The 24684-nt window shown below is 70.6% G+C and carries 24 protein-coding genes; 7 read left to right on the forward strand and 17 right to left on the reverse strand.

Translation table 11 applies throughout. The features are described from left to right. Window positions 1-11 precede the first annotated feature (11 nt). Entirely contained in the window at window positions 12-1622 is a 1611-nt protein-coding gene (locus OG584_RS07040) for an AMP-binding protein (protein WP_405776139.1), read from the forward strand. Here OG584_RS07040 and OG584_RS07045 read toward each other — a convergent pair. Beyond that, window positions 1609-3912, reverse strand: coding sequence for a bifunctional salicylyl-CoA 5-hydroxylase/oxidoreductase (locus tag OG584_RS07045; protein ID WP_405776141.1), 2304 nt, complete (start codon window positions 3910-3912; stop codon window positions 1609-1611). The two genes, OG584_RS07040 and OG584_RS07045, sit on opposite strands and share 14 nt — an antisense overlap. A 2-nt stretch (window positions 3913-3914) precedes the next feature. Continuing rightward, a complete protein-coding gene (locus OG584_RS07050) occupies window positions 3915-4742 on the reverse strand; it encodes an enoyl-CoA hydratase family protein (RefSeq protein ID WP_405776143.1) in 828 nt (275 codons plus the stop codon). Window positions 4743-5009: 267 nt separating this feature from the next. Between OG584_RS07050 and OG584_RS07055 the strand changes: the two genes are divergently transcribed. Then, complete coding sequence (locus tag OG584_RS07055) at window positions 5010-5441, forward strand: ATP-binding protein (protein WP_405776145.1); 432 nt, start codon at window positions 5010-5012, stop codon at window positions 5439-5441. Here OG584_RS07055 and OG584_RS07060 read toward each other — a convergent pair. The 12 genes from OG584_RS07060 to OG584_RS07115 all read right to left on the reverse strand — a co-directional run bounded on the left by OG584_RS07060 (window position 5413) and on the right by OG584_RS07115 (window position 18975). After that, window positions 5413-6864 carry an amino acid permease gene (locus OG584_RS07060; protein ID WP_405776147.1) on the reverse strand — a complete coding sequence of 484 codons (1452 nt, stop codon included), beginning with the start codon at window positions 6862-6864 and terminating at the stop codon, window positions 5413-5415. The genes OG584_RS07055 and OG584_RS07060 overlap by 29 nt on opposite strands. Window positions 6865-7013: 149 nt before the next feature. Beyond that, window positions 7014-8021, reverse strand: a complete 1008-nt coding sequence (gene argF, locus OG584_RS07065; RefSeq protein WP_405776149.1) for an ornithine carbamoyltransferase — start codon at window positions 8019-8021, stop codon at window positions 7014-7016. Window positions 8022-8081: 60 nt separating this feature from the next. Then, window positions 8082-9308, reverse strand: coding sequence for an arginine deiminase (locus OG584_RS07070; RefSeq protein WP_405776151.1), 1227 nt, complete (start codon window positions 9306-9308; stop codon window positions 8082-8084). Between the two features lie 85 nt (window positions 9309-9393). Continuing rightward, window positions 9394-11967 (reverse strand): polynucleotide kinase-phosphatase, encoded by a 2574-nt coding sequence (locus OG584_RS07075; protein WP_405776153.1) that lies wholly within the window; start codon window positions 11965-11967, stop codon window positions 9394-9396. Next, the gene (locus tag OG584_RS07080; RefSeq protein ID WP_405776155.1) at window positions 11964-13481 is read right to left on the reverse strand and encodes a 3' terminal RNA ribose 2'-O-methyltransferase Hen1; all 1518 of its coding nucleotides are present in this window, start codon (window positions 13479-13481) and stop codon (window positions 11964-11966) included. Before OG584_RS07080 ends, OG584_RS07075 begins: the two co-directional genes overlap by 4 nt. 47 nt (window positions 13482-13528) lie before the next feature. After that, window positions 13529-14440, reverse strand: coding sequence for a homocysteine S-methyltransferase (gene mmuM, locus OG584_RS07085; RefSeq protein ID WP_405776157.1), 912 nt, complete (start codon window positions 14438-14440; stop codon window positions 13529-13531). An 8-nt stretch (window positions 14441-14448) separates the two neighbouring features. Then, window positions 14449-15369, reverse strand: coding sequence for an LLM class F420-dependent oxidoreductase (locus tag OG584_RS07090; protein WP_405776159.1), 921 nt, complete (start codon window positions 15367-15369; stop codon window positions 14449-14451). 105 nt (window positions 15370-15474) lie between these two features. Next, window positions 15475-15936 carry a DUF6099 family protein gene (locus OG584_RS07095; RefSeq protein WP_405776161.1) on the reverse strand — a complete coding sequence of 154 codons (462 nt, stop codon included), beginning with the start codon at window positions 15934-15936 and terminating at the stop codon, window positions 15475-15477. Window positions 15937-16058: 122 nt separating this feature from the next. After that, window positions 16059-16409, reverse strand: coding sequence for a nucleotide pyrophosphohydrolase (locus tag OG584_RS07100; RefSeq protein ID WP_405776163.1), 351 nt, complete (start codon window positions 16407-16409; stop codon window positions 16059-16061). Continuing rightward, window positions 16406-17530, reverse strand: a complete 1125-nt coding sequence (locus OG584_RS07105; RefSeq protein WP_405776165.1) for an AAA family ATPase — start codon at window positions 17528-17530, stop codon at window positions 16406-16408. The genes OG584_RS07100 and OG584_RS07105 overlap by 4 nt, the downstream gene beginning before the upstream one ends. 56 nt (window positions 17531-17586) lie before the next feature. Continuing rightward, a complete protein-coding gene (locus tag OG584_RS07110; protein WP_405776167.1) occupies window positions 17587-17982 on the reverse strand; it encodes a cell division protein SepF in 396 nt (131 codons plus the stop codon). A 114-nt stretch (window positions 17983-18096) separates the two neighbouring features. Beyond that, window positions 18097-18975 (reverse strand): ABC transporter substrate-binding protein, encoded by an 879-nt coding sequence (locus tag OG584_RS07115; RefSeq protein ID WP_405776169.1) that lies wholly within the window; start codon window positions 18973-18975, stop codon window positions 18097-18099. Between the two features lie 250 nt (window positions 18976-19225). Between OG584_RS07115 and OG584_RS07120 the strand changes: the two genes are divergently transcribed. The 4 genes from OG584_RS07120 to OG584_RS07135 all read left to right on the forward strand — a co-directional run bounded on the left by OG584_RS07120 (window position 19226) and on the right by OG584_RS07135 (window position 21366). After that, window positions 19226-19573 (forward strand): SCO4225 family membrane protein, encoded by a 348-nt coding sequence (locus OG584_RS07120; protein WP_405776171.1) that lies wholly within the window; start codon window positions 19226-19228, stop codon window positions 19571-19573. A gap of 65 nt (window positions 19574-19638) precedes the next feature. Further along, window positions 19639-19971, forward strand: coding sequence for a cupin domain-containing protein (locus OG584_RS07125; RefSeq protein WP_405776173.1), 333 nt, complete (start codon window positions 19639-19641; stop codon window positions 19969-19971). 84 nt (window positions 19972-20055) lie between these two features. After that, a complete protein-coding gene (locus tag OG584_RS07130; RefSeq protein WP_405776175.1) occupies window positions 20056-20481 on the forward strand; it encodes a hypothetical protein in 426 nt (141 codons plus the stop codon). A gap of 105 nt (window positions 20482-20586) precedes the next feature. Further along, entirely contained in the window at window positions 20587-21366 is a 780-nt protein-coding gene (locus OG584_RS07135) for an SDR family NAD(P)-dependent oxidoreductase (protein ID WP_405776177.1), read from the forward strand. 143 nt (window positions 21367-21509) lie between these two features. Here the strand turns inward: OG584_RS07135 and OG584_RS07140 are convergent, their stop codons facing one another. The 3 genes from OG584_RS07140 to OG584_RS07150 form a co-directional block, all read right to left on the reverse strand. Further along, the gene (locus OG584_RS07140; RefSeq protein WP_405776179.1) at window positions 21510-21962 is read right to left on the reverse strand and encodes a VOC family protein; all 453 of its coding nucleotides are present in this window, start codon (window positions 21960-21962) and stop codon (window positions 21510-21512) included. 109 nt (window positions 21963-22071) lie between these two features. After that, the gene (hypB, locus tag OG584_RS07145; RefSeq protein WP_405776181.1) at window positions 22072-22914 is read right to left on the reverse strand and encodes a hydrogenase nickel incorporation protein HypB; all 843 of its coding nucleotides are present in this window, start codon (window positions 22912-22914) and stop codon (window positions 22072-22074) included. A 3-nt stretch (window positions 22915-22917) separates the two neighbouring features. Next, window positions 22918-23247: a hydrogenase maturation nickel metallochaperone HypA gene (locus OG584_RS07150; protein ID WP_405776183.1), complete on the reverse strand. Its 330-nt coding sequence runs from the start codon at window positions 23245-23247 to the stop codon at window positions 22918-22920. A 351-nt stretch (window positions 23248-23598) separates the two neighbouring features. Here OG584_RS07150 and OG584_RS07155 point away from each other — a divergent pair, with 351 nt between their 5' ends. Beyond that, window positions 23599-24654, forward strand: coding sequence for a hydrogenase expression protein HypE (locus OG584_RS07155; RefSeq protein ID WP_405776185.1), 1056 nt, complete (start codon window positions 23599-23601; stop codon window positions 24652-24654). Window positions 24655-24684: the final 30 nt, after the last annotated feature.

A 24684-nucleotide genomic window follows, 5' to 3' on the forward strand; every position in this document is an offset into this window, starting at 1 on the left:
GCGATCCTGTGATGGAGCTGAAAACCTCAGCGCACGTCGACACTTTTCCCCGCGAGCAGCTGCCGCCCGCCGACCAGTGGCCCCGGCTGCTCCTCGATATGCCCGGACCGGTCTACCCGGACCGGCTCAACTGCGGCGCGGAGCTGCTGGACCGGACGGTGGAACGCTTCGGCGCCGACCGCCCCGTCTTCCGCACCGGCGCCGGTGAGCTGTGGACGTACGGCGAACTCCAGGCCGAGGTCGCCCGTATCGCCCACGTCCTCACATCGGATCTCGGGGTCGTGCCGGGCAACCGGGTACTGCTGCGCGGTCCCACCACACCGCATCTGGCCGCCTGCTGGCTCGCGGTGATGAAGGCGGGAGCGGTGGCGGTGACCGTGCTGGCCACCCAGCGTGCGCACGAACTGGGGACGGTGTGCGCGATCGCCCGGATCAGCCATGCGCTCTGCGACGTCCGGTCCGTCGACGAGCTGGTGAAGGCGGAGGCCCCCGGGCTGCGGATCACCACATACGGCGGTGAGGCCCCGGACGACCTGCTGCGGCTGGCAGAGGCCCGGCCGTCCGCCTACACCGCCGTGGACACCTCCTGCGACGATGTCGCGCTGATCGCCTTCACATCGGGGACGACCGGGCGTCCGAAGGGGTGCATGCACTTCCACCGGGACGTGCTGGCCGTCGCGGACACCTTTTCCCGGCACGTCCTGAAGCCGCGGCCCGACGATGTCTTCGCGGGCAGCCCGCCGCTCGGCTTCACCTTCGGCCTGGGCGGTCTGGTGGTCTTTCCGCTGCGGGCGGGCGCGTCCGCCCTGCTGCTCGAGAAGTCCGGACCCCGGCAGCTGCTGCCCGCACTCGCCGAGCACCGGGTGTCGGTGCTGTTCACCGCGCCGACCGCCTACCGCACGATGCTCGACGAGCTCGACGCGTACGACGTCTCCGCCCTGCGCCGCTGTGTATCGGCCGGGGAGAATCTGCCCGCGGCCACCTGGCACGCCTGGCACGAGCGGACCGGGCTGCGCATCATCAACGGCATCGGGGCGACGGAGCTGCTGCACATCTTCATCTCCGCGGCGGACGGGGCTGTCCGGCCGGGGACCACGGGGGTGCCGGTACCCGGGTGGGAGGCGCGCATAGTGGACCGGGCGGGTCACCCGCTGGCCGACGGCGAGCCGGGTCTGCTCGCGGTGCGCGGCCCTGTGGGGTGCCGCTATCTCGCCGACGAGCGGCAGTCCGCGTACGTACGGGAGGGATGGAACCTCACGGGTGACACGTATGTACGGGACCCGGACGGCTACTTCCGCTATGTCGCACGGGCCGACGACATGATCATTTCTGCCGGGTACAACATCGCGGGCCCGGAGGTCGAGGATGCGCTGCTCCGTCACCCCGACGTGGTGGAGACGGCGGTCATAGGGCGGGCGGACGTGGACCGCGGGGAGGTCGTGGTGGCGTACGTGGTGCTGCGGGAGGGTGCGGAACGGGACGCGGAAGCGCTGCGGGAGTTCGTGAAGTCCGTGCTGGCTCCGTACAAGTGCCCCCGGGAGGTGTCGTTTCTGGACGCGCTGCCGCGGACGGCCACCGGGAAGCTGCAGCGGTTCAGGCTGCGGGGGGTCACTGAAGCGTGAGCCTGGGCCTGGGGGCGTCCGTCCTGCCGGTCCTGCGGGCACGGCTGCCCGCCCGGTACGGGAGCGGCCAGGGGGCGGCCGGGCCCTCGTATCCCTGTTCCGCCGCCGCGTGCAGGGTCCACTGCGGGTCGTAGAGGTGCGGGCGGGCCAGGGCGCAGAGGTCCGCACGGCCGGCCAGCAGCAGCGAGTTGACGTCGTCCCAGGAGGAGATGGCGCCCACCGCGACCACCGGGACGTCCAGTTCGTTGCGGATGCGGTCGGCGAACGGGGTCTGGTAGGAGCGGCCGTACGCGGGTTCCTCACCGGGGACGACCTGGCCCGTCGAGACGTCGATCGCGTCGGCCCCGTGGGCCGCGAAGGCGCGGGCGATCCCGACCGCTTCGTCAGGGGTCGTGCCGCCGGGGGCCCAGTCGGCCGCCGATATACGGACCGTCATCGGCCGGTCTTCGGGCCAGACGGCCCGTACCGCGTCGAAGACCTCCAGCGGGAAGCGGAGCCGGCCCCGGAGGGAGCCCCCGTAGCCGTCGGTGCGCAGATTGGTGAGCGGGGACAGGAAGCCGGAGAGCAGATAGCCGTGCGCACAGTGCAGTTCGAGCAGGTCGAAGCCGGCCTGCACGGCGCGGCCGGCCGCATCGGTGAACTGCTCACGGACCGCGGCGAGCCCGGCCGCGTCGAGTTCCGCCGGGACCCGGCTGACGCCCGGACGGTACGGGAGCGGGGACGCCGCCGACAGCGGCCAGTTGCCTGCCGGGAGTGGCTCGTCCATGCCGTCCCACATGAGGCGGGTGGAGCCCTTGCGGCCGGAGTGCCCGAGCTGGACCCCGATGGCGGTGCCGGGTGACTGCTCGTGCACGAAGGTGGTGACGCGGCGCCAGGCCGTGGCCTGCTCAGGCGTGTAGAGGCCGGTGCAGCCGGGGGTGATGCGGCCTTCGGCGCTCACACACACCATCTCGGTCATCACCAGCCCGGCGCCGCCGAGCGCTCGGGCGCCCAGATGGACGAGGTGGAAGTCGCCGGGGACACCGTCGTGCGCCGAGTACATGTCCATGGGCGAGACGACGACGCGGTTGCGCAGTCCGAGACCGCGGAGGCGCAGCGGTGTGAACATCGGCGGTGTCCCGTCCGGGCAGCCGAAGTCCCGCTCCACCGTGTCCGTGAAGGCGGTGTCGCGCAGCCGCAGATTGCCGTGCGTGACACGGCGGCTGCGGGTCAGCAGGTTGAAGGCGAACTGCCGTGGCGGCTGGCCGAGATACATGTCCAGGTGCTCGAACCACTCCAGACTGGCCGCGGCGGCCCGCTGGGTGGAGGCGACCACGGGACGCCGTTCGCTCTCGTACGCGGCGAGGGCCGACGGAAGGTCGGGCTGTTCACCGATGTTCGCAGCCAGCGCGAGAGCGTCCTCGACGGCGAGCTTGGTGCCGGAGCCGATGGAGAAGTGGGCGGTGTGGGCCGCGTCGCCGATCAGCACCGTGTTGCCGTGCGACCAGCGGTCGTTGACCACCGTACGGAACGCGGTCCAGGCGGAGTTGTTGCCGGTGAGCGGCCGGCCGCCGAGCGCGTCGGCGAAGACCTCGGCGCACCGCGCGGAGGACTCCTTCTCGTCGCAGCGGTCGAGTCCTGCGGCGCGCCAGACCTCCTCGCGCATCTCGACGATGACGGTGGAGGCGTCGGGACCGTACGGGTAGCCGTGCAGCTGCATGACACCGTGCGCGGTCTCGGCGATCTCGAAGCGGAAGGCGTCGAAGGCGAAGGGAGCGGAGAGCCAGATGTAGCGGCAGCGGTGGGTGGTGACCCGGGGGGCGAAGGCCCCGGCGTAGGCCTGCCGGGTGGCGCTGTGCACACCGTCGGCCGCGACCACCAGGTCGTGTGTCCTGGCCAGTTCGTCCGGCGGTGGCGCCTCGGTGCGGAAGCGGATCCGTACGCCCAGGGCGCGGCAGCGTTCGTGCAGGATCTCCAGGAGCCTGCGCCGGCCGAGCGCCGCGAAGCCGTGGCCGCCCGAGGTCATGGTCGTGCCGCGGTGGACGATGTCGATGTCGTCCCACCGTACGAACTCGTCCTGGAGCGCGCGGTGGACCACCGGGTCCGCCTGCTCGATACCGCCGAGTGTCTCGTCGGAGAGGACGACGCCGAAACCGAAGGTGTCGTCGGGGGCGTTGCGCTCCCAGACGGTGACGGACCTGGCGGGATCGAGCCGTTTGAGGAGCGCGGCAGCGTAGAGGCCGCCGGGGCCGCCGCCGACGACCGCGATCCGCAGGGCGGACCCGGCGCGCTCCCCCGTACCGGCAGCCACGGCTACCTCCCCTGCCACTTCGGGGGCCGCTTCTCGGTGAAGGCGGCATGGAACTCGGCGTAGTCCTCGCCGTTCATGAGCAGCGCCTGCGTGGCCGCGTCCAGTTCGACGGCGGCGGCGAGCGGCATGTCGAGTTCGGCGGTGAGCAGTGCCTTGGTCTGCGCGTACGCGAGCGCCGGGCCCGCGGCGAGCCGCTGGGCCAGCGCCGCGGCCCGTTCGTCGGCCTGTCCTTCTCCGGCCAGCTCGCTGATCAGGCCGATCCGCTCGGCCTCGGGTGCCAGGACCGGCTCGCCCAGCATCAGCAGCCGGGTCGCGTGCCCGAGGCCGACGACGCGCGGCAGCAGATAGGCGGCGCCCATGTCACCGCCGGACAGTCCCACCCGGGTGAAGAGGAACGCGAAACGGGCGCTCGGATCGGCGACCCGGAAGTCGGCGGCCAGCGCGAGGACCGCGCCGGCGCCCGCCGCGACCCCGTGCACGGCGGCGATCACCGGGAAGGGACACTCGCGCAGCGCCCGGACGACCTGTCCGGTCATCCGGTTGAAGTCGAGGAGCTGAGCGGTGTCCAGGGCCAGGGTCGCGCCGATGATCTCCTCGACGTCCCCGCCCGAGCAGAATCCGCGGCCCTCACCCGCGAGGACCAGAGCCCGCACCGACCGCTCGCGGGACAGCTCGGCGAGCAGATCGCGCAGATCCGCGTAGGCGCCGAAGGTGAGTGCGTTGATCTTCCCGGGGCGCGCGAACGTGACCGTGGCGACGCCGTCCTGCCTGGTCACACGGAGGTGGTCCCAGTGCTCCACACGGCCTGCTGAGCCGGTAAAGGGGCTCATGGTGTGCGGCCTCCTTCGGTCGGGGGACTCGTCCGAAGCCGGCCGGAGACCCGGTGAAAGGGCTGCGTGCTCCATCAAATTATCACTCTCCCGTGACTACCGTCACGAGTACGCGATAAAGAAGACGACCGGGCCTCTTCCCGGAAGTCCCGTCAGAATGTGGCGCAGGTCCCTTTTCCTCCGGGCCGCTGCCTCTACTCGCAACGCCCCGGGCTCCGTATCGTTGAAATCAGGACAACCCCCTCCACACCGAACGGAACACCAGCCGTGCCGGACACCTCGCGCCCCGCCTCCTGGCGCATCGCGCTGCCGCACACCGCGGCCGCGGTGCCGATAGCGCGCGCCCTGATCCGTACGGTGCTCGCCGACATCGAGGGTCAGGAGGCCGCGGACTCCGACACGGCCGAACTGCTCACGTCCGAGCTGGTCGCCAACGCCGTGGAGCACACGCTCGGCAGCGACCCGATCGAGCTGGTCGTCGAGGTCCTGCACACGGGCTGCCAGGTCGAGGTGCACGACCGGGACCCGGTGCCGCCCGGCGATCTGGTCAGGACGCCCCCCACCGGCCCGCCCGACCCCTGGCAGGAGCACGGCCGGGGCCTGCTCCTCATCCGTACGCTCAGCTCCTCGTACGGGCACCGCCCGACCGAGCACGGCAAGGCCGTCTGGTTCACTCTCCCGGCGGGGCCGCCGGACTGAGCCGGGAGTGACGGCGGCCGTACCCGGCGTAGACAGCGGCCCCGGCCAGCAGGAACACCGCGAACTGGAGCCACGTCCGCCAGCCCGTCCCGTACATCAGATACACGCAGAACCCGACCCCGAGCACGGGGCTGACGGGGAACAGCGGCACCCGGAAGGTACGCGGGAGCGCGGGGTGGCTGCGGCGCAGCGCGACCACGGCGACGTTCACCGCCACCATCGTGGCCAGCGCGCCGATGGTGGTCAGGTTGACCACGACGTCGAGCGAGGAGAACGCGGCGGGGACGGCGACCACGGTCGCGACGATCCAGGTGTTGGAGACGGGCGTCGAGGTCTTCGGCGAGACCTTCTCGAAGACCGCGGGGACGAGCCCGTCACGGGACATCGACATCAGGATGCGGGTCTGCCCGTACATCACGGCGAGGACCACCGATGCGATGGCGACGACCGCGCCGAACGCGATCACACCGCCGCCGGCCGTGGAACCGGTGACCTGGTTGACGATCAGGGAGAGAGCGGCAGGCCGGTCGGCGACGGCGCGCGCGCCGAACGCCCCGATGGCGGCCACCGCGACCGCGCAGTAGAGCACCGTGACGATTCCGATGCAGATCATGATCGCGAGCGGGATGTTGCGCCGCGGGTTCCGGACTTCTTCACCCGCCGTGGTGATCGCGTCGAACCCGATGTACGAGAAGAAGGCGATCGAGGCACCTGACGTGATGCCGCCGACGCCGTCGGCCGCGAACGGCACCAGATGGCCGTCCCGGAAAGCCGTGAAGGCGACCGCGCAGAAGACCAGCAGGATGCCGATCTTCAGTACGGCCATCGCGGCCGTGGCGCGGGCGCTCTCGCGGACACCGCGCACCAGCAGCACGGCGGCGAGTCCGATCACCACGACCGCCGGGAGATTGATCACTCCGCCGTCGCCCGGACCACTGGAGAGCGCGGCGGGCAGCTGCCATCCGACGACGCTGTTCAGCAGCTCGTTGAGGTACTGGCTCCAGCCGACGGCGACCGCGCTCACCGAGATGCCGTACTCGAGGAACAGGCACCAGCCGACGAGGAACGCCGTGCGCTCGCCGAGCGTGGCGTACGCGAAGGAGTACGAGCTGCCGGAGACCGGGATGGCGCCGCCCAGCTCGGCGAACGAGAACGCCGTGAAGACGCAGGTGACAGCGGCGAGTACGAACGAGACGATGACCGCGGGGCCCGATTTGGCCACGGTGTCGGAGAGGCCGACGAAGATGCCGGTCCCCACGATCGCCCCGACGCCGAAGCACACCAGCTGGAAGAGCCCCATGGTGCGGCGGAGGCCGTGACCCTCCAGATCCGCCCCGGATTCGGCGATCAGGAGTTCGGGCGGTTTGACACGCAGCCCCGACGGGCGGGGAGAACGCGGTCCTGAGGGACGGGGGGAGCGCATGGCGGCGGGGGTCTCTTTCCGGACGTGCGCAGAGTGGCGCACAACAGCGGTACACACAGCGAAGTGGGGTTCGAGCGTGCGAGCTCGAACCCCACCAGGAGACGACATAGTATCCGCCTTATCGCATATTCACCCAATTGGGCGCATGGCTATCCTTCGCCCGCCAGGGTGGCGACCAGGACCGCCTTGATCGTGTGCATCCGGTTCTCGGCCTCGTCGAAGACGACCGAGTGTTCCGACTCGAAGACCTCGTCGGTGACTTCGAGCTCGCTCAGCCCGAACTGCGCATGGATCTCCCGCCCCACGCGGGTGTCGAGGTCATGGAAGGCCGGCAGGCAGTGCAGGAACTTCACCTGCGGGTTTCCGGTGGCGCGCAGCACGTCCATCGTCACGGCGTACGGGGCGAGCGCGGCGATGCGCTCGGCCCAGACCTCCTTCGGCTCCCCCATCGACACCCAGACGTCGGTGACGACGAAGTCACAGCCCAGGACGCCCTCGGCGATGTCCTCGGTGAGGGTGACGGTCCCGCCGCCGGCCGCGGCCAGCTCGCGGGCCTGCGCGACGACCTCCGCGGCGGGCCAGTAGGCACGCGGGGCGGCGATCCTGACGTCCAGGCCCAGCAGCGCGCCGGTGATCAGATAGGAGTTGCCCATGTTGAAGCGGGCGTCGCCGAGGTAGGCGAAGGCGATACTCTCCAGCGGCTTGTCACTGTGCTCGGTCATGGTGAGCACATCGGCCAGCATCTGAGTGGGGTGCCAGTCGTCGGTGAGACCGTTGTAGACGGGGACCCCGGCGTGCGCGGCGAGCTCCTCGACCTGCGACTGGCTGTCGCCGCGGTACTCGATGGCGTCGAACATCCGGCCTAGCACCCGCGCGGTGTCCTTGAAGGACTCCTTGTGCCCGATCTGCGAGCCCGAGGGATCGAGATACGTCGTCGACGCACCCTGGTCGGCCGCGGCCACCTCGAAGGCGCAGCGCGTCCTGGTCGAGGTCTTCTCGAAGATCAGAGCGACGTTCCGGCCGCGCAGCCGCTGCACTTCGGTGCCTGCCTTCTTGGCCGCCTTGAGCTCGGCGGCCAGCCCGACCAGGGCGCGGAACTCCTCCGCGGTGAAGTCGAGCTCCTTGAGGAAGTGGCGGCCTGCGAGGTCTATCGCCATGGTGACTGCTCCTGGGTCGCGAAGACCAGATAGTGGAATTCTATGCGTGTGAACGCATCACTATACGGCATCGCGCTGAACCGGGCAGCTCATGCACCTCGGACCGCCCCTGCCCCGCCCCAGCTCGCTGCCGGGAATCTCGATGACCTCGATGCCCTCCTTGCGCAGATGCGTGTTGGTGGTGAAGTTCCGCTCGTACGCCACGACCACGCCCGGCTCGACCGCGAGGACGTTGCAGCCGTCGTCCCACTGCTCGCGCTCCGCGGAGTGCACGTCCTGCGTCGCGGTCAGCACCCGGATCCCGCTCAGCCCCAGCGCCCCGGCGATGGCCTGGTGCATCTGCTCCGGAGGGTGGTCGCTGACCTTGAGCTCCCGTCCTCCGTCGCCCGGTTCGATGGTGTACGAGCGGAGCATCCCGAGACCCGCGTACTGGGTGAAGGTGTCTCCGTCGACCATCGTCATCACGGTGTCCAGATGCATGAAGGCCCGCCGCTTGGGCATGTCGAGAGCCACGATCGTGCGGGCCGAACCGGCCGCGAAGAGTCCGCGCGCCAGCATCTCCACCGCCTGCGGGGTGGTCCGCTCGCTCATCCCGATGAGGACCGCGCCGTTGCCGATGACGAGGACATCGCCGCCCTCGATCGTGGACGGGTAGTCGACCTGCCCCTGCGACCAGTGGTGGAAGGGGCCGGACCCGGTGAAGAGGGGGTGATGGCGGTAGATCGCCTCGAAGTGGACGGTCTCGCGCTGGCGCGCCGGCCAGCGCATCGCGTTGATCGAGACACCGTCGTAGATCCAGGCGGAGGTGTCCCGGGTGAAGAGGTGGTTCGGCAGCGGGTCGATGAGGAAGTCGTCCAGATCCATCACGTGGAAGCGGACCGAGACCGGCTCCTGGTACCGCTCCAGGAACTCCCGCTTCGTCATCCCCCCGACCAGCACCTCCGCCAGGTCTCCGACGGACAGCTCGTCGAAGACCGTCCGCAGGTGGTGGGTGGCGAGAGGGCCGTACTCCTTCTCGTCGAAAACCCGGTCCAGGATGAGTGTGCGGGCCTCGGGCACCTCCAGTGACTCGCGGAGCAGATCGTCGAAGAGATGCACCTCCACTCCCCGCTCACGGAGCACGTTGGCGAACCCGTCGTGCTCCTGGCGGGCCCTGCGGACCCACAGCACGTCGTCGAAGAGGAGTGCGTCCTTGTTGCTGGGGGTCAGCCGCTTCAGTTCCAGACCCGGGCGGTGGAGGATGACGCGGCGCAGCGGCCCCGCCTCGGAGTCGACATGGAATCCCATGCCCCCCATCCTGTCCCCCGCCCGCGCCGCTCACCCCCAAAAGGGATGAGCGGCGCGTGTCCGGCCGTGCCGCCGGGCGGCGGCTTCAGAGCCTCGGGTCCACCGGCTCCGACTCCAGCGCCAGCACCGCGAAGACCGCCTCGTGGACCCGCCAGAGCGGCTCGCCGTCGGCGAGCCGGTCCAGCGCCTCCAGGCCGAGGGCGTACTCACGCAGCGCGAGGGAGCGCTTGTGGCCGAGGGAGCGCTGCCTGAGCCTGGCCAGGTTGTCGGGGCGCGTGTACTCGGGGCCGTAGATGATCCGCAGGTACTCACGGCCGCGGACCTTGATGCCGGGCTGGACGAGCCGCCCCTTCCCGTCAGTTACGAGCGCGTGGAGCGGCTTGACGACCATGCCCTCGCCGCCGCGCCCGGTCATCTCCAGCCACCAGTCGGTTCCCGAGCCGACGGATTCCCTGTCACCGGTGTCGACCACCAGGCGGCGGGTGGTCTGCAGCAGACCGCTCTGGTCGTGCTCGACCAGCCGGTCCAGCCAGGCCAGCTGCTCGTCGTGCGGCACTGCGGCGAGCGAGCGCCCTTCGGCCGCGAGCAGCTGGAACGGTGCGATCCGTACACCGTCGAGGCCGTCCGTCGTCCAGCAGTACCGCCGGTACGCCTCGGTGAAGGCGACCGCGTCGTCGGCCCTCGCACGCTGTCCGGTCAGCAGCGCGCCGACCCCCACGCCCCGCGCCGCGGCTGCTTCCAGTGCGCCGACGACGCCGGGGAAGACGGCGCGCGAGGCTGCGCCGACAGCCGCGTACTGCTTGCGCAGCAGACCGGTCGCCTTGAGCGACCACGGCATCAGTTCGGCGTCGAGCAGCAGCCAGTCGGTGGCCAGCTCGTCCCACAGCCCTGCGTCGGTGACGGCGGTACGCAGCCGTTCCAGGATCTCCTCGGTGACGGTGGGGTCGTCGAAGAAGGGACGGCCGGTCCGGGTGTGCAGCGACCCGGTCGGCCCGGACACCCCGAAGCGCTCCTGTGCCGCTGAGGCGTCGCGGCAGACGAGGACGACGGCGCGTGAGCCCATGTGCTTCTCCTCGCACACGACCTTCGTGACGCCGTCCGACCGGTACTGCGTGAACGCCTCGGCGGGGTGTTCCAGATAGCCGTCGAGGTGTGAGGTGCCCGTGGGGGACATGGTGGGCGGAAGGTACGCGAGCAGCCGCGGGTCGACCGCGAAGCGGCTCATGACCTCCAGCGCCGCCGCGGCGTTCTCCTCGCGGACCGCGACGCGGCCGGTGTGCCGGGTCTCCACGACCCGGCGGCCGCTGACGTCGGCGAGATCGAGCGGACGGCCGTCGTGTCCGCCGGGTGCCTCGGTGGTGAGCGGCCGGACCGGCTCGTACCAGACCTGTTCGGCGGGGACGTCGACCAGTTCGCGCTCGGGCCAGCGCAGCGCCGTCATCCGCCCGCCGAAGACCGCGCCGGTGTCGAGGCAGAGGGTGTTGTTGATCCAGCTGGTACTCGGCACGGGCGTGTGCCCGTAGACGACGGCGGCGCGGCCGCGGTAGTCCTCGGCCCAGGGGTAGCGCACGGGCAGTCCGAACTCGTCGGTCTCGCCCGTCGTGTCCCCGTACAGCGCGTGCGAGCGGACCCGGCCGGAAGTGCGGCCGTGGTACTTCTCGGGCAGCCCGGCGTGGCAGACGACGAGGCCGCCGCCGTCCAGCACGTAGTGGCTGACGAGCCCGTCGATGAACTCCGCGACCCGCTCACGGAACTCCGGGTCCCTCGCGTCCTCCTTCTCCAGCTGCTCGATGGTCTCGGCGAGGCCGTGGCTGGGCTGGACCTTGCGTCCCTTGAGGTAACGGCCGAGCTTGTTCTCGTGGTTCCCGGGCACACAGAGCGCGTTGCCCTCCGCGACCATCGACATGACGCGGCGCAGCACCCCCGGGCTGTCCGGGCCGCGGTCCACGAGGTCACCCACGAACACGGCGGTGCGGCCCTCGGGATGCGTACCGTCGGCGTAGCCGAGCCGGGTGAGCAGCGTCTCCAGCTCGGAGCTGCAGCCGTGGACGTCACCGATGATGTCGAACGGGCCGGTGAGGTGGGTGAGGTCGTTGTACCGCTTCTCCAGGGTGACTTCGGCCGCCTCCACCTCGGCCGCGCTGCGCAGGACATGCACCTTCCTGAAGCCCTCGCGCTCCAGGCCGCGGAGGGAGCGGCGCAGTTCACGGCGGTGCCGCTGGATGACGTGGCGGGGCATACCGGCCCGGTCGGGGCGGCCCGCGTTGCGATCGGCGCACACCTCCTCGGGCAGGTCGAGCACGATGGCGATGGGCAGCACGTCGTGCTCGCGCGCCAGCCGGACCAGCTGCTTGCGGCTCTCCGGCTGCACATTGGTCGCGTCCACGACGGTCAGACGTCCGGCGGCCAGCCGCTTGCCGGCGATGTAGTGGAGGACGTCGAAGGCGTCGCCGCTGGCGCTCTGGTCGTTCTCGTCGTCGGCCACCAGGCCGCGGCAGAAGTCCGACGAGATGATCTCGGTGGGCTTGAAGTGCCGGTGCGCGAAGGTGGACTTGCCGGACCCGGTGGCCCCGACGAGGACCACGAGGGAGAGGTCGGTCACCGGCAGAGTGCGCGGGCCTGCGGGCGTAGGGGTACCTGTTCCGGTGCTGCTGCTCATGCCGCTTTCGCCTCCTTCGGGGCCGTGCTGGACTTCGGACCGGCGGTGGCTCCCGGGCCGGTGTCGCCGGACTTCGGGGCCATGGTGAACGCGGCCAGCTGGGTCGGCGGACCGACCTCGGGGTCATCGGGCCCCACGGGCGCGAACTCCACCGTGTATCCGTGCCGTTCGGCCACCTCCGCGGCCCAGCCCCTGAACTCCTCGCGAGTCCACTCGAAACGGTGGTCGCCGTGGCGCACCTGTCCGGCGGGAAGCGTCTCCCAGCGGACGTTGTACTCGACGTTCGGTGTGGTCACCAGGACGGTCTGCGGCCTGGCCGCGCCGAAGACCGCGTACTCCAGGGCGGACAGCCGCTCGGGGTCGACATGCTCGATGACCTCGCTCAGCACGGCGGCGTCGTACCGCTTGAGGCGTTTGTCGGTGTACGCGAGAGAACCCTGGATCAGTTTCACCCGGGCGGCACGGTGCTCGCCCAGCTCCTCCAGGCGGAGCCTGCGGGCAGCGATGTTCAGCGCGCGCATCGACACGTCCATGCCGACGATCTCGGTGAAGCGGGTGTCCTTCAGCAGCTCCTGCACCAGCTGCCCCTGGCCGCAGCCGAGGTCGAGCACCCGGCCCGCCCCGGCCCTGCGGAGCGCGTCCAGGATCGCCGCCCGGCGCTGCGCCGCGAGCGGCACCGGCTGCTCCTCGGTGTCCGTGGTCTCGTCGACGGCATTGTCGATGGACTCGACCTCGGTGTCGTCGGCCTCCGCGAGCCGCACCAGCTCCAGGGCCTCCATCGCCTGCCGGGTCAGTCCCCAGCGCCGCGACAGATAGCGGCTGGTGATCAGTTTCTGCTCGGGGTGCTCGGCCAGCCAGCCCTCTCCCGCACGCAGCAGTTTGTCGACCTCGTCCGGTGCCACCCAGTAGTGCTTGGCGTCGTCGAGTACAGGCAGCAGCACATAGAGCTGCCGCAGCGCGTCGGCGAGCCGCAGCTCACCTTCGAGCACGAGTCGCACGTACCGCGATTCGCCCCACTCCGGGAACTTCTCGTCCAGGGCGACGGGTTCGGCCTTCACTTTCTCCCAGCCGAGCGGCGCGAAGAGCTTGTGCACCAGGGCCGGGCCGCCACTGGCGGGCAGCGCGGGCACCTCGATCCGCAGCGGCATCGGGGCCGCCGCCCGCTCGGGGAGAGCGGCGCACACTCCTCGCAGCGCGCTCTTGAAGACAGTGGTCATGGCGACGGACAGCAGCGAGGACGCGGCGTACGGCCGGTCGTTGACGTACTGGGCGAGCGCCGCGTCGGGTGCGCCGCCACGCCCCCTGCCCTTGCCGCGCCGTACCAGCGCCACCGGATCCACCTCCAGCAGCAGCGCAGCCGTGCAGCGCTCGGCGGTGGCCTCCGGGTAGAGGACATGTGCCGTGCCGTGCGAAGTGGAGAACGTCTGCGCCTTGTCGGGATGCTTGTGCAGCAGGAAACCGAGGTCGGTGGCAGGACGCTCCGGGGTGCCGGTGGTGCTGATCGTCAGGAACACGGGTCCGAGTATCGCCCGCTTCTGCGGCCCCGACCAGAGGTTTTCCCCTACTTCGGGCCGCGGTCCCGGAGGTGCACCAGATCCGCGATCCGGTCCGGGCCGACCCGGCAGCAGCCACCGATCAGTCCGGCCCCCGCCTGCTGCCAGCCGCGGACACGTGCGGCGTCGAAGGTGGAAGCGCCGTGCCAGCCGCGTCGCTCCGCGTCCCACTGTTCGCCGCTGTTCGGATAGACCACCACCGGCTTGCCCGTGACCGACGAGGCGAGCTCCACGGCGCCGTCCACGTCCCCGGGGTCGCAGCAGTTCACGCCCACGGCGATGACCTGGTCCTGGTCCGCCGCGAGTGAGAAGGCCTCGGCGAGCGGCTGCCCGGCCCGGGTCCGGTCCCCCGCGACGCTGTACGAGAGCCAGACCGGCGTCCCGCATCCGCCGGTCGCGCGCAGCAGCGCCTGCGCCTCGTCGGTGTCCGGCACCGTCTCCAGCGCGAGCACGTCGGGGCCGGCCGCGGTGAGTACCTCGATCCGTGGCCGGTGGAAGCGCTCCAGCTCCTGGACGGAGAGCCCGTACCGCCCGCGGTACTCACTGCCGTCGGCGAGCATCGCGCCGTAGGGGCCGACGGATGCGGCGACCCAGACCTCGCGGTCCACGGCCTCCGCGGCGTCACGCGCCAGCCGCACGCTGCGGGCCATCAGCTCCGCGGCCTCGGCCCGGCCCGCCCCGCGCCGCGCGAAGCCCTCGAACGTGGCCTGGTAGCCGGAGGTGATGAGTACCTGGGCGCCCGCCCGTACGTACGCCGCATGCGCGGCCCGGATCTGCCGGGGGTCGTCGGCCAGCAGCCGGGCCGACCAGAGCGCGTCGGAGAGATCGCAGCCCTGCGCCTCCAGCTGGTTGGAGAGACCGCCGTCGAGGATGACGGTGGACTCGGCTAGGGCGGCGGCGAGCGTACGGACGGGGCGCACCCTGACTCCTACTTCAGCTGGGAGAGGACCTGCGACGAGATCAGCTCAAGGTGGTCCAGATCGTCCAGGTCGAGCACCTGGAGGTAGATGCGCGAGGACCCGATCGCGCCGTAGCGGCCGATCTTGTCGACGACCTCCGCCGGCGAACCACCGAGCCCGTTCGCCTTCACGTCCGCCGTGTCCCGTCCGATGGCCTCCGCACGGCGCGCCACCTCGGCGTCGTCCTTGCCGACACAGACGACCAGCGCGTTGGAGTACACGAGGTCGTTCTCACGCCCGGCCGCCTTGACCGCCGCCCCGACCCGTCCGAACTGCCGCTCGCTGTCCTCGATGGAGGCGAACGGGATGTTGAACTCGTCGGCGTACTGAGCGGCCAGCCGGGGGGTACGGGTCGCCCCGTGCCCGCCGATCAGCACGGGCACCTTCGCCTGGGCGGGCTTGGGCAGGGCGGGCGAATCGGTGAGCTGGTAGTACGTACCGTCATAGCTGAAGGTCTCGCCGGTCCTGGTCTCCCAGAGCCCGGTGATGATCGCCAGCTGCTCCTCCAGGCGGCCGAACTTCTCCTTGGGGAACGGGATCCCGTACGCCCGGTGCTCCTCCTCGAACCAACCTGCGCCCAGGCCAAGTTCGACACGGCCGCCGGACATCTGGTCGACCTGTGCCACCTGGATGGCGAGGACACCCGGCAACCGGAATGTGCCTGCCGTCATCAGCGTCCCGAGGCGGATCCGCCGGGTCTCGCGGGCCAGTCCCGCAAGCGTGATCCAGGCGTCGGTGGGGCCGGGAAGACCATCACCCGATCCCATCCGCAGATAGTGGTCGGAGCGGTAGAAGGCGTCGAAGCCGAGGTCCTCGGTGGCCTTGGCGACCGTCAGCAGCGTTTCATAGCTCGCCCCTTGCTGGGGCTCGGTGAAGATTCGAAGATCCATGCATCCATCCTGCACCTTCAGCCGCCCCCGGACGCCTCTCGCACACCCGGGGGAAGGGTGTCCGGCGATTCCCCGCGACACCGGCAGGGCATTCCCGGGCCCGCCCTACCCGCGGGATCTCTCCGCGTCCCGCTCCTCCAGCTTCCGCAGCATCCCGTGCACCCGGTCACCCGACTCGTCCGCCGCGTCCATGGCCTCGATGCACTGCCAGTAGACCGATTCCTCGTCGGTCCCGCAGGCAACTCCGACCAGGGCGATTCCGACCTCCCCGAGCAGCACCCCGAGCGCCGTCAACACCTCACGGGCATCGGAGACTTCGGTCAGCTGCGCCGCCCGTATCTGCCCGCCGCGCACCGTCGGCACTTCGAGCGCCCCGCAGCCCCGTCCGCCCGATTCACCGAGCGCCCGCGCGTCGGCCCGCAGCTCCTGCGGGCCGCGCAGCGCCAGATGCCCGCCCACGGCGCGGGAGAGCGCCTGCGCCTGCCAGGCCTCCACCATGGTGTCCAGTTCCGGAAGGCTCCGCGCCAGAGCGTCCCGGCTGATTGCGATGAGCCGCACCCCGTCCATCCCTGTCCCCGTTCGTATGACTTCCCGTCTCCCCTTTCATTACCCAGAGTGAAGGCACCTGGACCATAAAGCCAGAGGAATTCCGAAATCTGGGGACTCATGGCACGTTGTTGATAACTCACTCACTCCGGAGAGTGACGATCCTCGGTGCGCTTCACCGGAAAGCGTGTCTCATTTCGGTCGATCTTGTCCGAAAGTGCCGCAAGGACATCGATCCCCAACACCTCGCAGAACTGCAGCAGATAAGCCAGTACGTCGGCCGTCTCGTCCGCCACCCGGTGCGCCGACCCGGGATCCTCCATCACCCGGGCCGACTCCTCGGGCGTCAGCCACTGGAAGATCTCGACCAGTTCGGACGCCTCCACGCTCAGCGCGGCGGCCAGGTTCTTCGGCGTGTGGTACGGCCGCCACTCCCGCGCCTCGGCGAACTCGGCCAGCCGCCGCTGCAATTGCGCTACATCGAGTTCCGTCACGCGCTCAGGTCTACCACTGAGACACCGTCCGCCTCGCGCGCCCATCGTGCGTCCGACGCCGTGCCCACCACCCTGATGTGGCCCATCGAGCAGATCGCAGCGGCGAGGGCGGCGAGCTCCCGCGCCTGCCGCGGGTCCAGTGAGCGGTCGAACCCGTCGGCCAGCACCGTGAGCGACTGCATCGCCGGCGGCACCTCGCCCGCGGGCTCCACCGCGAGGACACCCGGCCCGGTCAGCAGCACCAGCGCGAGCGCCAGATAGCGCAGCTCACCCTCGCCCAGCTGTTCCACCGGTGTGCCCGCCCCCGCGCCCCGGCCGAGCACCGCCCGTACCCGTCCGTCCGTCAGCTGCTCGGCCGCGAGGCCCGCGACCGGCCCGGCGCACCCGGCACGCGCAGCGGCGACCAGCTGCCGGTGCCGGTTCGCGCACTCGGACTGGGTCCGGAACAGCACCGAGGCGAGGTTGTCGCACCCCCGCCGCAACAGCCCGGCGCCTGCGGCCACCGGACGGCGCATCCGGTGCGGCTGGGGGTCGCAGGCAAAGACCGAGCGCAGTGCCACCACCACCTGTTCGGCAGCGGCCAGCACCCTCAGCTGTCCGGTGGTCTTGCCCGCCACCCTCAGCGGGAGCAGAGCGGTCCCCATCCGGTCGTCGGGCAACGGCGCCCGGGTCACCGGGACCGTGCCCGCCGTGTGCCAGGCCGCCTGTACGGTCCTGCGCGCCGGATCGCGCAGTGCCGTGGAGAGCAGCAACTGCCCGTCCGCGGTCAGTCGTTCACCGACCACGCGAAGTTCGGGCTCGGCCTGCACGGCCAGATCGAGCTGTACGGGACCGGCCGGGCCGTCGACGGTGCAGCCGATCCGGAACCCCCGCCGCCCCTGGGCGTCCGCGCAGGCCCGTTCCGGGACAAAGCTGCCCGGGTCGTCGAAGATCTCGCCCAGTTCGTCGCCGGCCCCGAGTCGCGCCAGCGCCTCGTACGCCTGGAGCGCACTCGTCTTGCCGCTCCCGCTCGCCCCGGCGAACAGGGTCAGCGGGGCGAGCGGGAAGACGGCGCCGCGGTGCGACTTGAAGGCCGAGAGCCGCAGTTCGGTGACGGTGGGGCGTGCGTAGGTTGCGTCCATGATCCGGACCGTACGCACGCGTCACGGTGGCGAACCGTTCCGCCTCCAGGACCTTCCTACGATCGGGGGACTGCGGCGGCCGCGATCCCTTCGACCTCGGTGCCGGCGGGGGCCAGCAGGAAGACGTTCTTGTCGACCCGGTGCATTCCGCTGCCGAGGCCGAAGACCACCCCGCTGCTGAAGTCCAGGATGCGCTTGGCCACTTCGGTCTCCGCGCCCGTCAGGTCGAGCAGCACGGGCACCTGTGCGACCAGGTACTCGGCGACCTCGCGGGCGTCCGCGAAGACCTGGACGCGCAGGACCACGAAGCGGCGCTGCTCGGCCGCGTACTCGTGGGGGATCGTCTCGTGGTCGACTCGCGAGGGCCATTCGTTGCGCCCGCGCAGCGGCACCACCTGGGCGAGACCCTCCCATTGCTCATCGGTGACGTCGTACTCGTCGTACCTGCTCACCGGACCACCTCGGCTGGACTTTCTATCTGCATCAGCCAATTCTGACCCCCTTCACCCGTTCGGCCCAACACCGACACGGATGAGTCCCCCGCTGAGCGCCGGGTGTGAGCGCACTCACTCCGCGGTGACGGCCTCCAGCGCCCCGGCCACCGAGGTGAAGAACCGGCTGTGGGACCGGGCACTCGCCGGGGACTCCGGGTTCCAGGGCAGGACCCTCGCCCCGCCGGCGAGGCGCAGCCACGCCTCGTTGCCGTCGAGTTCGCTGACGGGCGTGGCGTTCGACCTGACATCGACGAGGACGACATCCGGCCGCAGCTCCGCCGCCTCCGCCCAGCTGACGGTGGCCCAGTTCGCACCCGTGCCGTCGGGCGGCCGTACCGTGCTGACGCCGTGTCCGGCCAGTGCGCGCAGTTCGGGCCAGGCGTCGGGGCGCGCCAGATGCACCTGGCCGGGGCCGGCCGGCGAGAGCGCGAGCACCCCCGGCCGGGACGGTGTGCCCGCTGCTGAGCGCAGCCGTTGCCTTGCGGCGTCCAGCAGTTGCTCCTGTTCGCCCTCGCCTCCGGCCCCCAGCGAGCGGGCGAGCGCGTCGAACCGGCTCCTGATCCCGTCCAGGGTGTGGGTCTGGCCCACGTCGATGACCACGACGGGGACCTGCTCCTCCAGGTGTTTGGCCGTGGCCGGGTCCAGCCCGTACACCTGGCCGCCGCCGTAACTGACCGCCACCACGAGATCCGGCGCGCCGCTCAGCAGCGTCTCCGCGTCCAGGGCGCTGCCCGCACCCAGGTAGCGGAGGTCTCCGGACGGCAGCGAGCCCGCCTTCGCCCGGTCCACCACCTCACCGTCGTGCAGTGAGCCGAACACCGCGTGCGGCGCCAGTCCGTGGTCCCACAGAGTGGCTCCGGCCCGGATGTACGCCGTCACTCTCGACGGCGTGCGCCCGGCCGTCGACAGCTGCCCACGGTCGTCGGAAAACTGCCAGCCGGCTTGTTCCATGACGTTTCGCGCCCCCTCAGAATCAGCACCGTCCGGCCGTCCGGGCGCCGCACACCCGTACCTGCCCAGCTCTCACGTTCGGCATTCCGCGCGCGCCGTGCCAGTCCGGGAATCGCACATCGCGTCGTACCCGGGCACGCTTGAGTACCGGTACTCACGTCAGGACCGCCGGGCTCGGGCAGGCTGGAAACAGCGGGAAACAAGGGCGTGCCCCCTGGGCACACGCGGATGCGACGGTGGTGGAGAGACGATGAACGGCAAGAGCCTGGTGCGGTGGATCGGCCGGACAGTGGCGGGCGACTGGGTCTCACGCGGATATCTCATGGTCATCGCGGCCCTGCTCGTCTGGGTGTGGGTGGACACCACGCTGGTCTCCCACCCCGACGCTTCGTTCTCGGGGGTCTATCCGATCCTGCTCACCGCGCCGGCCAGCCTGCTCCTGCTGCTGCCCGGTGTCAGTGGGGCCCTGGCGTACGTCGTGCTGGTGGCGGCCGCCCTGGTCAACTCGACGGTCATCGCTCTGATCGTCCGCCTGGCCTTCGGGCACCGCCACGGCAGCGGCCGCCGCATGGGCCCGGGTGCGGCCACGGTCCGCTGACGTACCCGGCTCCCTGCCGGTCCCGTCCGCGTTGCCCGGCCCGGCGGATGCGGGAGAATGACGTCATGCAGAGACTCTCTCTCGAAGCACTGGCCCGCCAGCAGATCGAACTGGCCGCCACGGCCGGCGGCGGGCACACGGCGGACACCGTCTACGGCGGTCATGAGAAGGTTCTGCGCCAGACGGTCATCGGGATGACTCGCGGCGCGCAGCTCGCCGAGCACGAGAACCCCGGCGAGGCCACGGTCCAGGTGCTGCGCGGCCGGGTGCGCCTCACGGCGGGCGAGCTGTCCTGGGAAGGCCGTCAGGGCGACCTGATCATCGTGCCCGACGACCGCCACCGGCTGGACGCCCTGGAGGACTCCGCCGTGCTGCTGACCGTGGCCAAACTGCTCTGACAGCCCCGGATCCACCGCTTCCGGCACACCGGCTAGCCTCAGCGACCGGAATGTTTTCGGTCGACGGGCAGCGGGGGCACCAGAGTGAGCGATGAACAGGACGGCATACCGCGTGAAACGGAGCGCATCCGGCCGGTCAGGTCGCTGGGCAGGCTGCCCGGCGTCGTGAGAGGCGGGGCGACCCTCGCACTGCTGATCGCGGTGGCGGCGGTGGCCCTGCTGCTCGTGCCGGTGTCCCCGAAGGTTCCCGACCCCTCCGAGTACGCGGAGGACAACGCCACCGTGCAGGTGGCCTGCGGCTCGGTCCTGAACCCGGCGGGCGACGACGCGCTGGCGGACAACAGGGACACGGCACCCGCCTGCGGCTCCGCCCGCATCCAGCGCACGGGTTGGTCCGGCGTGGGACTCGGCGCCGGCTTCATCGTCCTGGTGCTCTCACTCCTCATGGGGGACGGCATGTCCGAGGACCCGAGGCAGGATGCCCGGGGCGGGGAGGGCACCGGCCCGTGACGTCCTGGCCGGACGGCCGGCGGGCACGAACGACCGGGCACAACGGAAGGAAAGCACGTTGACCATCACGACGGCGGCCGCGCCCGTGCACTGCGGGAGGCGCTCATGACCTCCGGGGACTACCTCTCCGAGCTGTTCTCCCTGGAAGGCCGGGTCGCCGTCGTGACCGGCGGGAGTTCCGGTATCGGCCGCAGCATCGCCGGTGCGCTCGGCCGGGCCGGGGCGAGCGTCGTCGTCGTGGCGCGCCGGGAGGCGGAGCTGGCCGCGACCGTCGCGGAGCTGGTGGCCGATGGCTGCCGGGCGGCTTGGGTGAGCGCCGATCTGAGCACCCGCGAGGGTGTGCGCACGGCGGCCGGGAAGGCGGTGGAACCCTTCGGGGAGCCTGACATCGTCGTCAACTCCGCCGGGGTCAATCTCCGGCCGCCGATGGGCGAGTTGGACGACGAGGTGTGGGACACCACGATGGGGGTGAATCTGGAAGCGCCCTACCTCCTGGGCCAGCGGTTCGGTCCCGGCATGGCCGACCGCGGCTTCGGGCGGATCATCCACGTCACCTCGCAGCAGGCGCACCGGGCCTTCGTCCAGAGCGGTGCCTACGGGGTGTCCAAGGGTGCGCTGGAGTCCCTGGCCCGTTCCCAGGCCGAGGCGTGGTCACCGCACGGCGTCACCTGCAACACGCTGGTGCCCGGTTTCGTGATGACACCGCTCAACGCCCGGCTGTCGTCCGACCCCGGGAAGACGGCCGCCCTGGCCGCGCGCACGATGATCGGGCGCAACGGCCTCGCCGAGGACTTCGAGGGCGCCGCGGTCTTCCTGAGCAGCCGGGCCTCCGCCTACATCACGGGTCAGGCGCTCTTCGTGGACGGCGGCTTCTCCGTTCACTGAGCGGGATGCCGTCACCGCGCGTACGAGGTGCCGCCTTCCGGGCCGTGGGGCACGGTCCCGTAATGCCGCCCGCCAGGGATACGGGTCAGCCCGGAGCAGCTCCTGGTGCGCACACGGAGCAGGAGGGACCGGCTCTCCGTGGCCTATCCGGCGCAGAACTCGTTGCCCTCGGGGTCCCGCATGACCCACCAGTGTCCGGCCGGCCCCTGGTCCACCTCGCGGACGCGGGTCGCCCCCAGGTCCACCAGGCGTGCCACCAGTCGGACGAGACCGCCGGGCTCACCGTGGATGTCGATGTGCAGGCGGTTCTTGCCCGCCTTGGCCTCGGGTACGTCCTGGAAGAGCAGCCGCCGCCCGCGGCCGATGCCACTGGCCTGGTCGAACGGGTCCTCGGGGTGGCGGACAGCGGCGTACCCGCGGAAGGTCCTGCGTCCCTGGTGCTCGGCGACCGACTCCGCGCCGATCCGGCCGTCGGCCAGCAGCTGCTCGATGAGCGGGCCGGGGTCCTCCACTTCGTAGCCCAGGGCCGCGGCCCAGAAGTCCGCCAGCACGGGCGCGTTCATGCTGTCGACGACGAGTTTCCAGCTCAGTGTCATGTGACCGGTTGTACGGGGCGCACGTACTCCGTACAACCGGGACGCCCGGGGGCGGTCACCGCTGTCTGCGGCTCGGTCCCGCTCCGGGGCGGGGCCGGAGACCGCCCGGTCAGCTCAGGAGCATCTGGTCGTCCAGTGCCGCCACCCACTCGTACCAGCGGTCCATTCCCTCACCGGTCGTCGCGGACACCGCGAGCACCCGTACATCGGGATTGACCGACCGCGCGTATGCCTCACACCGCTCCACGTCGAAATCGACATACGGCAAGAGGTCGATCTTGTTGATGAGCACCAGGTCGGCCACGGCGAACATATAGGGGTACTTGAGCGGCTTGTCCGTGCCCTCGGTGACCGAGATGATCACGATTCTGCTGCGTTCGCCGAGGTCGAAGAGGGCGGGGCACACCAGGTTTCCCACGTTCTCGACGAGGACCAGCGATCCGCGCCCCGGCGAGAGGGTGGTGAGGGCGCCCTGCATCATCTCCGCGTCGAGGTGGCATCCGGCGCCGGTGTTCACCTGCACCACCGCGGACCCTGCGCGCCTGATGCGGTCGGCGTCGAGCATGGTCTCCTGGTCGCCCTCGACGACAGCCACCTGCCGCCGCCCCGAGAAGTCCCTGATGGTGCGCTCCAGCAGGGTGGTCTTGCCCGCGCCCGGTGAACTCATCAGGTTCACCGCCACGATGTGCCGCTCGGCGAGCCAGGCACGGTTGCGGTCCGCCAGTTGCTCGTTCTTGGCGAGCACCCGCTGCTCGAGGGTGACCGTCTCCCCGGTCCCGTGCGCGCCGTCTCGGGCAGGTCCGTCCGGCTGCTCGGTGTGCGGGTGCTCGGTGTGCGGGTGCTCGTGGTCGCCGTGGTGCGGGTGTCCGGTGGTGGCCGGCGCGTGGCCCCCGTGCGGCAGGGTGATCCGCGTACCGCCGCCCTCTTCGCCACAACCGCAGGTACCGCACATGGGTCAGCCCACTTTCATCGAGATGATCTGCAGTTCACGTCCCGACGTGATCTCCACGTCGGCACTGCCGCACGGGCAGAGCAGTACGGGATCGTCCAGCGTGAAGCTCTCTTCGCACGTGCGGCAGCGTGCCGCTCCCGGCGGCTGGTCGATCTCCAGCCGGGCGCCCTCGGCCACGGTGCCCGCCGTCACCAGGTCGAAGCAGAACCGCATCGAGTCGGCCACGACCGCGGTGAGCATTCCGACCCGCACCCGGACCGCGCGGACCGGTCTGCCGTCGGCGCGCTCGCAGACCATGTCGACGACGCTCTGCGTGATCGACAGTTCATGCATCTCCGCCTCGTTCCCGCGTCGGTGGCACGACCGTAGGACCTGGAACCCGCGCATGCCCCTTGCGGTTGATACCGTCGGCAATTTTCCATAACCGGTTCATTCGACCGGCGCAATCCGGGACCGGCACCGGACAGAAGGCCTTGCCGTTTCCGGCCGGGTGGGGCGCCTGCGTAATTCACACCGCCGAATGGCGAGTCCCACGGACGCCCAAAAGGATTTCTTCTCGCGTTGACAGGGCGCACGTGCCGAGCCTAGATGGTAGCAATGTGAGCGACACCACACTCGTGAGCCGGGCGCCCCGATCCAGCAATACCTGGAATGGTCACGCCGGGCCCGGAAGGCGGCAGAGCTATGCCGACAGAAGCAGCGGTAAAGGCGGAAGAGACGCTGATCCACGTTCTCTGGATCAATGCCGGGCTCAGTTGCGACGGTGATTCCGTGGCCCTGACGGCAGCCACCCAGCCCAGCATCGAGGAGATCGCGCTCGGCGCCCTGCCCGGCCTCCCCCAGGTCGCGGTGCACTGGCCGCTCATCGACTTCGAGTGCGGGCCGAACGGCGGCGCGGACGACTTCCTGGAGTGGTTCTTCAAGGCCGACAGGGGAGAGCTGGAGCCGTTCGTGCTGGTCGTCGAGGGGTCGATCCCCAACGAGCAGCTGCACGACGAGGGCTACTGGAGCGGCTTCGGGAACGACCCCGCCACCGGGCAGCCGATGACCACCAGCGAGTGGATCGACCGGCTCGCGCCCAAGGCCACCGCGATCGTCGCGGTCGGGACCTGCGCGACCTACGGCGGTATCCACGCCATGGCGGGCAATCCGACGGGCGCCATGGGTGTTCCCGACTACCTGGGCTGGGACTGGAAGTCCAAGGCGGGTATTCCGATCGTGTGCGTCCCCGGATGTCCGATCCAGCCGGACAACCTGTCCGAGACGCTGACCTATCTGCTCTACATGGCCACCGACCAGGCCCCGATGATTCCGCTCGACGACGCGCTGCGCCCCACCTGGCTCTTCGGACAGACGGTCCACGAGGGGTGCGACAGGGCCGGTTACTACGAGCAGGGCGATTTCGCGACGGAATACGGATCACCGAAGTGCATTGTCAAGCTCGGCTGCTGGGGACCCACAGTCAAGTGCAATGTGCCGAAGCGCGGCTGGATGAACGGTATCGGCGGCTGCCCCAATGTGGGCGGAATCTGCATCGGCTGCACCATGCCGGGGTTCCCGGACAAGTTCATGCCGTTCATGGACGAGCCCCCCGGCGGCAAGCTCTCGTCGAACGCGGTCGGCCTGTACGGGGCGACCATGCGCCGGCTGCGCCACATGACCACGCACACGCTGGACCAGGAGCCGAAGTGGCGCAGGCCCGGCAGAAGCCTCACGACCGGTGCCACCCGCACCTGGTGACTCACCGCAACGGAAAGAAAGATGAGGCGG

The sequence above is a fragment of the Streptomyces sp. NBC_00859 genome, from assembly GCF_045161865.1.
Taxonomy (GTDB): Bacteria; Actinomycetota; Actinomycetes; order Streptomycetales; family Streptomycetaceae; genus Streptomyces.

Coding starts and splice junctions, on each gene's coding strand:
- OG584_RS07095 (WP_405776161.1), bottom strand. CDS start 15,936: ATGGACGGGGTGCGGCTCATCGCAATCAGCCGGGACGCTCTGGCGCGG.
- argF (WP_405776149.1), bottom strand. CDS start 8,021: ATGGCGATAGACCTCGCAGGCCGCCACTTCCTCAAGGAGCTCGACTTC.
- hypB (WP_405776181.1), bottom strand. CDS start 22,914: ATGTGCGGTACCTGCGGTTGTGGCGAAGAGGGCGGCGGTACGCGGATC.
- OG584_RS07140 (WP_405776179.1), bottom strand. CDS start 21,962: ATGACACTGAGCTGGAAACTCGTCGTCGACAGCATGAACGCGCCCGTG.
- OG584_RS07115 (WP_405776169.1), bottom strand. CDS start 18,975: ATGGAACAAGCCGGCTGGCAGTTTTCCGACGACCGTGGGCAGCTGTCG.
- OG584_RS07075 (WP_405776153.1), bottom strand. CDS start 11,967: ATGAGCAGCAGCACCGGAACAGGTACCCCTACGCCCGCAGGCCCGCGC.
- OG584_RS07070 (WP_405776151.1), bottom strand. CDS start 9,308: ATGGGATTCCATGTCGACTCCGAGGCGGGGCCGCTGCGCCGCGTCATC.
- OG584_RS07135 (WP_405776177.1), top strand. CDS start 20,587: ATGACCTCCGGGGACTACCTCTCCGAGCTGTTCTCCCTGGAAGGCCGG.
- OG584_RS07105 (WP_405776165.1), bottom strand. CDS start 17,530: ATGGACGCAACCTACGCACGCCCCACCGTCACCGAACTGCGGCTCTCG.
- OG584_RS07125 (WP_405776173.1), top strand. CDS start 19,639: ATGCAGAGACTCTCTCTCGAAGCACTGGCCCGCCAGCAGATCGAACTG.
- OG584_RS07050 (WP_405776143.1), bottom strand. CDS start 4,742: ATGAGCCCCTTTACCGGCTCAGCAGGCCGTGTGGAGCACTGGGACCAC.
- OG584_RS07040 (WP_405776139.1), top strand. CDS start 12: ATGGAGCTGAAAACCTCAGCGCACGTCGACACTTTTCCCCGCGAGCAG.
- OG584_RS07120 (WP_405776171.1), top strand. CDS start 19,226: ATGAACGGCAAGAGCCTGGTGCGGTGGATCGGCCGGACAGTGGCGGGC.
- OG584_RS07150 (WP_405776183.1), bottom strand. CDS start 23,247: ATGCATGAACTGTCGATCACGCAGAGCGTCGTCGACATGGTCTGCGAG.
- OG584_RS07060 (WP_405776147.1), bottom strand. CDS start 6,864: ATGCGCTCCCCCCGTCCCTCAGGACCGCGTTCTCCCCGCCCGTCGGGG.
- OG584_RS07090 (WP_405776159.1), bottom strand. CDS start 15,369: ATGGATCTTCGAATCTTCACCGAGCCCCAGCAAGGGGCGAGCTATGAA.
- OG584_RS07155 (WP_405776185.1), top strand. CDS start 23,599: ATGCCGACAGAAGCAGCGGTAAAGGCGGAAGAGACGCTGATCCACGTT.